The 6697-nt window shown below is 45.1% G+C and carries 5 protein-coding genes; 4 read left to right on the forward strand and 1 reads right to left on the reverse strand.

The window, feature by feature from the left end; translation table 11 throughout:
• Positions 1-89 precede the first annotated feature (89 nt).
• From VIN08_RS04830 to VIN08_RS04845, 4 genes are all read left to right on the forward strand, one after another.
• Positions 90-1154, forward strand: a complete 1065-nt coding sequence (locus VIN08_RS04830; protein ID WP_331961053.1) for a GntR family transcriptional regulator — start codon at positions 90-92, stop codon at positions 1152-1154.
• 177 nt (positions 1155-1331) lie between these two features.
• Positions 1332-3440 carry a bifunctional aldolase/short-chain dehydrogenase gene (locus VIN08_RS04835; RefSeq protein WP_331961056.1) on the forward strand — a complete coding sequence of 703 codons (2109 nt, stop codon included), beginning with the start codon at positions 1332-1334 and terminating at the stop codon, positions 3438-3440.
• 44 nt (positions 3441-3484) lie between these two features.
• Entirely contained in the window at positions 3485-4768 is a 1284-nt protein-coding gene (locus VIN08_RS04840; RefSeq protein ID WP_331961059.1) for a sugar isomerase, read from the forward strand.
• Between the two features lie 2 nt (positions 4769-4770).
• Positions 4771-6135, forward strand: a complete 1365-nt coding sequence (locus VIN08_RS04845; RefSeq protein WP_331961062.1) for an FGGY-family carbohydrate kinase — start codon at positions 4771-4773, stop codon at positions 6133-6135.
• Between the two features lie 101 nt (positions 6136-6236).
• Here VIN08_RS04845 and VIN08_RS04850 read toward each other — a convergent pair.
• Positions 6237-6697, reverse strand: a 461-nt coding sequence (locus tag VIN08_RS04850; RefSeq protein ID WP_331961065.1) for a glycosyltransferase, incomplete at its 5' end; no start/stop codon positions are given.

Raw genomic sequence — 6697 nt, forward strand, 5'->3', positions numbered from 1 at the left:
AGCACTATCCTGTACTATACCGTTTGAAATGTTGGGAAAAACGATTGTATTTTTTAAACTTTGGTTAGCCAGCCAAATGAAAATCCTTTATGCGAGCACAGGAAATTGAACAGATACATCAGATCCGGATCGACAGCGAATCGCGCATTCCCAAGTATCACCAGATCGTCAACTCCATTATCGAAGATATTGAAAAAGGATTGCTCACGATCGGTCAGCGCATTCCATCCATCAACGAGATCAGTGAAGAGTACTATCTCTCGCGCGACACGGTAGAGAAGGCTTATAATCTGCTAAAGGAAAAGCAGATCATTGTATCGGCAAAAGGCAAAGGCTATTATGTAGCACGTTCTATACAACCTTCGCGTATCATGGTGTTGTTTCTCATGAACAAACTCAGCTCCTATAAATTAGGTATATATAATGCCTTTGTCAGCGGACTGGGGAGTCAGGCGCACGTAGACCTGAATATATACCACTGCGATCCCAAACTCTTTCTCGATACATTGAATGACAATGCCGGGCGATATGATTACTACGTGGTGATGCCACATTTCAAAGACCAGCATCTCTCCCACCAAAGTATTACCCGCGATGTAACGGAAGCATTGCGAAAAATTCCGGAAGACAAACTGATACTCCTCGATAATTACCTGCCCGAACTAAAGCGCGACATCGCTTCTATATACCAGGATTTTAAAATGGATATATATGACTCGCTGCGCGAAGGTGCAGATCTGCTGAGGCGCTATAGTAAACTGATACTGGTATATCCGCGCAAAACCATGTATCCATATCCGGTAGAAATACAGCAGGGCTTCCAGAAATTCTGTTCAGATTACGACTTCGATTTTGAAGTGCTGGATGAAATATATAGTGATATGGAGCTTCAGCCGAAAGATGCCTATATCATTATTGAAGAGAACGACCTGGTAAACCTGATCAAACAAGTGCGCGATCGTAAATTTACATTGGGCAAAGATATAGGAGTTATTTCTTATAACGATACACCTTTGAAAGACTTGCTGGGCATCACCGTTATTTCCACCGACTTCCAGGTAATGGGCGAAACCGCAGCGTACATGATCCTGAAGAAAAAGAAAGAACTCGTGAAGAATGCCTTCCGATTTATCAATAGAAACTCTATAATATAGCAGCTGGCTACAAGCCGCTGGAGAGAGAGATCCATGTAAGCTCAATGCTGAAAAAAAACGCACATTGCTTTCTGCTTTAAACTTTCAGCGTAAAGCTTCTCCAGCACACAGCAGGACGGGCATACCATTCATCATGAATAGCTTTGAATACTCAGACCCTTAATTAATGAGTATACTATGGAAATTCTTGAAAAGACATTCAGCCATGTTGACAACCGTTGGGATAAAACAAAGGAAGCTGCACTGCACGGTGATGAAGTAGAATTGCTGATCTATCGCTCTAATCTCCTGGGCTCCGATCTGCGCATCACAAATTATGGCGGTGGTAATACGAGCTGCAAGACCATTGAAAAAGATCCGCTCACCAAAAAAGAAACCGAGATCATGTGGGTAAAAGGATCGGGTGGAGATATAGGCACGCTTACCAAAAGCGGACTTGCTGCCCTATATATGGAACGTTTACTGGCACTCAAGAATATATACCGTGGTCTCCAATATGAAGACGAGATGGTTGAGCTTTTCAACCACTGCATTTACGATCTTAATTCGAAAGCGCCCTCGATCGATACACCGCTGCACGCGTTTTTACCTTTCAAACATATAGATCACCTCCATCCGGATGCTGCCATCGCTATTGCTGCTTCTAAAAATGGAGAACAGATCACACGCGAATTATTCAACGGACAAATAGCGTGGGTTCCCTGGCAACGTCCGGGATTTGATCTGGCGTTGAAACTGGATAAAGCGTTGAACGACAATCCAGGTATACGCGGTATAATGCTGGGTGGGCATGGGCTGTTTACATGGGGCGATACTGCGTATGAATGCTATAAAAACAGTCTCGAAGTAATTAATAAAGCTTCTCAATTTATGCAGGAGAATTACGGCAAGAAGCGACCGGTATTTGGTGGATATAAAATTACTGCGCTTCCACAGTCAGAACGTGTTAGGCAAGCGGCAAGGTTGGCTCCTATACTTCGCGGACTTGCATCCAGTCACGCACGTATGGTAGGCCATTTTACCGATGATGAACGCGTGCTGGAGTTTATCAACAGCAACGATCTTGACAGACTCGCTCCGCTTGGAACCAGTTGTCCGGATCACTTTCTGCGAACAAAGATAAAACCACTCGTATTAACGATACCGGCCAATGCGGATGTGACCGACACAGCCGCTATAAAAGCGATACTGGAAAAAGAGTTTGAAGAGTATAGAAAGTACTATACGAAATACTATACCGAACACAAACATCCTAATAGTCCACCGGTGCGCGACCCCAACCCGGTAATTATACTCTGGCCGGGCGTAGGTATGTTCTCTTTCTCCAAAGACAAACAGACAACACGTGTAGCGAGCGAATTTTATATCAACGCTATCAACGTTATGAAAGGTGCTGAAGCTATATCCGAATATATAGCCCTGCCGTTGCAGGAAGCATTCGATATTGAATACTGGCTATTGGAAGAAGCGAAGCTCCAGCGCATGCCGAAGGAGAAACCGCTTTCGCGGAAGATCGCGTTGATCACCGGTGGTGGTGGTGGTATAGGATTAGCCATTGCGAAAAAGCTGGCAAGTGAAGGCGCTTGTATTTTTCTGACGGATATAAACGAAAAATCATTGCAACAAGCTTCCGCTTCCTTTGGTCGCGATGTTGCTTCCGGTATAGTAATGGATGTTACAAAAACAGCATCCGTACAACAGGCACTTGAAAAAGCATGTCTAGCTTTTGGCGGTGTAGATATAGTTGTGAACTGCGCAGGGCTCGCTATATCTAAACCACTGGAACAAACTACCGAACAGGATTGGGATTTACTGAACGATGTTATCGTAAAAGGACAATTTACTGTTTCGCAGGAGAGCGTGGCAATACTTCGTGCACAAAACCTCGGAGGCGACATTGTAAATATAGCGAGTAAAAATGCGCTGGTGGCTGGTCCAAACAATATAGGATATGGCACTGCCAAAGCTGCGCAGACACACATGAGTCGGTTGCTAGCCGCTGAACTGGGCAAAGAAAAAATTCGCGTTAATGTAGTAAACCCCGATGCTGTAATTGAAGGCAGCAAGATATGGGAAGGTGAATGGGCCGCAGGTCGCGCAAAAGCGTATGGGGTTACCGTTGCAGAGCTCCCCGCCTTCTACGCCAAACGCACTATACTCAATGAGATCATCACCACAGAAGATATAGCGAACGGTGTATTTGTTTTAGTAGGCGGCCACCTGAACAAAAGCACGGGCAATATCATCAATGTAGATGGTGGCGTAGCTGCCGCCTTTGTACGCTGATTGAAAACTATATATATACCACCATCCGGATAAACTGAACAGGCATGATACTGGAAAAGCAATTCATCAACGATCATAATAAAAAGCTGGCAGCAAAACACGCGGCCTCGTTTTCTTTCCTGGCTAATCAACTGGAGCAGGAAGGACATGATGTGGAGCGCATCGTGTCTAAAATTGCAGCGTTGCAAATTGCTATACCGAGCTGGGCATTGGGTAACGGAGGCACACGCTTCGGTCGTTTTTCAGGTGGTGGTGAACCGCGTACGCTGGAAGAAAAAATTTTAGATGTTGGTTTACTGCATGCCATCAACCGGTCGAGTGGCGCTATATCCCTTCACATTCCATGGGATATACCTTCTGATGCCGCTGCGATCAAAGCGCTCGCGCGTGAACATGATCTGATCTTTGACGCTGTGAACTCCAACACTTTTCAGGATCAACCCGATCAACAACTATCCTATAAATATGGCTCACTCTCGCATACCGATAAGGCTATACGTCAACAGGCCATTGATCACAACCTGGAAGTGATCCATCATGGAAAACAATTAGGATCAAAAGCGCTAACGGTATGGCTGGCGGACGGAACATGTTTTCCTGGGCAACAGAATTTCAGAAAAGCTTTTCAACGAACACTGGAATCATTGAAAGAAATATATACCGGGCTTCCGGACGACTGGCAGATGTTTATCGAGTATAAACCGTATGAACCTTACTTCTACTCTACTGTGATACAGGATTGGGGAACCTCGCACCTGCTTGCTACTAAACTTGGCAGGAAAGCATACTGCCTGGTTGATCTCGGGCATCACCTTCCCAACACCAACATCGAACAGATCGTAGCCATGTTGATGATGGAAGGTAAATTAGGAGGATTCCATTTCAACGACTCCAAATATGGCGATGATGATCTTACCGTTGGGAGTATAAAACCGTATCAGCTTTTCCTGATCTTCAACGAGCTGGTATATGGTATGGAAGATCCTGCTTCGGTTAATCCCATACCTGCGTGGATGATCGATGCAAGTCATAATGTAAAAGATCCGCTGGAAGATCTGCTTCAGTCAGTGGAAGCAATTAAACTCGCGTATGCACAGGCACTGCTGGTAAATAAAGAAGAGCTGGAAGCGGCTCGGGAAAATAACGATGCAACACAAGCCCAGGAAATATTGCAACACGCCTATCGCACTGATGTGCGACCGCTGATTGCCGAAGCAAGAAAGCGTGTAGGCGCAGCGTTGCAGCCCTTGTCACTCTTCCGCAGTTTGAATGTGCGCAAACAACTGATACAGGAACGCGGACACAAAACTGTTTCTACAGGGCTCTGATCATGGCTATACCTGTCACTGCAATTTTTGATATTGGAAAAACCAACAAGAAGTTCTTTCTCTTTACAGAAGATCTGCAGGAACTGTACCACGACTATATAAAATTACCAACAACGACAGATGACGATGGATTTGAGTGCGATGACCTCGATGCACTAACACACTGGATACGCGAAACCATTGACAGGATCATCTTCTCCGAACAATATCACCTGAAGCGCCTGAACTTCTCTACGTACGGTGCTACGCTGGTACATCTCGATGAAACCGGTAAACCGGTAACTCCGCTCTATAATTACCTTAAACCTTTTCCTCCGGAATTACTGGAAGAATTTTATACCCGTTATCCGCAGGATGCGCATAACCTATATACGGCATCGCCATCGCTGGGCATGCTTAACTCCGGCCTGCAAGTATACTGGTTGAAGAAAAACAAACCCGAACTTTTCAGGAAGATCAAATATACCCTGCACTTTCCGCAGTATCTTTCCTACCTGTTCACGCAGCAATTGGTGAGCGAACCAACTTCTATAGGCTGCCATACCAAACTGTGGGATTATACACGAAATGATTACCACGCCTGGGTACGCGAAGAAAAACTGGAACAGCTCTTTCCGGAAATCGTGCCTGCCTCCAAAGTATTTTACGTTCCGATGAACGAGCGATCCGTTGTCGTAGGCGTTGGTATACACGACAGTTCCTCCGCGCTCGCTGCCTATATGATGCGAACGGATGAGCCTTTTATACTCGTCTCTACCGGCACGTGGAGCATTACACTCAACCCGTTTACAACGGAAAGCCTGACATGCGAGGAGCTCGATCGCGACTGTCTGAATTTTCTTACCATAGCGGGGAAACCCGTAAAGGCATCGCGTCTGTTCCTTGGTCATGAACTAGATCACCATCTCCGCCAGTTGAGTGAATTATACCAGAAAGAACCCCGGTATTATAAACAGGTGAAACCGGATGTTGCCTTCATAGAGAAAATCAAAACCGGCACCATTGAATCAACTTTCTATCCTGCTACGTTGGGAAATGACAAACTGGTAAGTGATCTATTTACCACCAACCGCTGGCAGCCCGAAGCCTTTGCTTCTTTCGAAGAAGCATACCATCATGTAATCTGGGGACTCGTGCAACTGCAAGTGGCTTCCATCAAACTGGCAGCAGGTAAATCTGCTATCAGGAAACTATATATGGATGGCGGCTTTATCGACAATGAACTTTTTATCGTATTGCTTCGCCTGTATCTTCCGGAGTATATATTGGGAGTATCCGATATGCCGCTGGGCTCTGCACAGGGAGCGGCCATGATAATACAACAGGATCATTTACCGACCAGATTCAAAATAGCTGCCGGCTGTTAGCTACAAGCTGCAGGAAGTGTGAGTTGGAAATCCAATTACACAAAGTTACGCAAAGAAGACACAAAGCTGCATAAAGAATAAATACATCGGAACTTTGTACTTCATTCGGTACGCGCTGTTAGGCTATTTTTCGTGATAACTTCACGGTATAGTTTTTCGATACGCATCAGGAAGCTTTGTCGCGAAAAATTATCTCTTGCGTATGATGCTATAGCCTGCGCATCATAACTGGTATGTTGCTGCATCATCTTGTGAATGCCTTCACCTAAAGCTTCTATATTTTCATTAGTAACGAGTAGCCCGTTACTATCATTCACAAAATCTTCCGGGCCTCCACAACGGGTAGAAACAACCGGCATACCTGTAGCCATCGCTTCTACCAATGCTACACAAAACGTTTCGTATCGGCTGGAGCAAACAAAGAAATGCAGTTGTTCCATCCACTGTGGTATAGAGGCGTACGGAACAAAGCCATAGAATTTACATTTTGATTCTATACCCAGTTCCTTCGCTAATTTTTTATACTCGTTCTCCAGTGAACCTGTTCCGCCTATATGCAAAA

The organism is Ohtaekwangia sp., assembly GCF_036568665.1.
Classification (GTDB): domain Bacteria; phylum Bacteroidota; class Bacteroidia; order Cytophagales; family Cyclobacteriaceae; genus Ohtaekwangia.

Excerpts from the sequence above, each read along its gene's own strand:
- VIN08_RS04830 (WP_331961053.1), top strand. The coding sequence starts at position 90 with ATGCGAGCACAGGAAATTGAACAGATACATCAGATCCGGATCGACAGC.
- VIN08_RS04835 (WP_331961056.1), top strand. The coding sequence starts at position 1,332 with ATGGAAATTCTTGAAAAGACATTCAGCCATGTTGACAACCGTTGGGAT.
- VIN08_RS04840 (WP_331961059.1), top strand. The coding sequence starts at position 3,485 with ATGATACTGGAAAAGCAATTCATCAACGATCATAATAAAAAGCTGGCA.
- VIN08_RS04845 (WP_331961062.1), top strand. The coding sequence starts at position 4,771 with ATGGCTATACCTGTCACTGCAATTTTTGATATTGGAAAAACCAACAAG.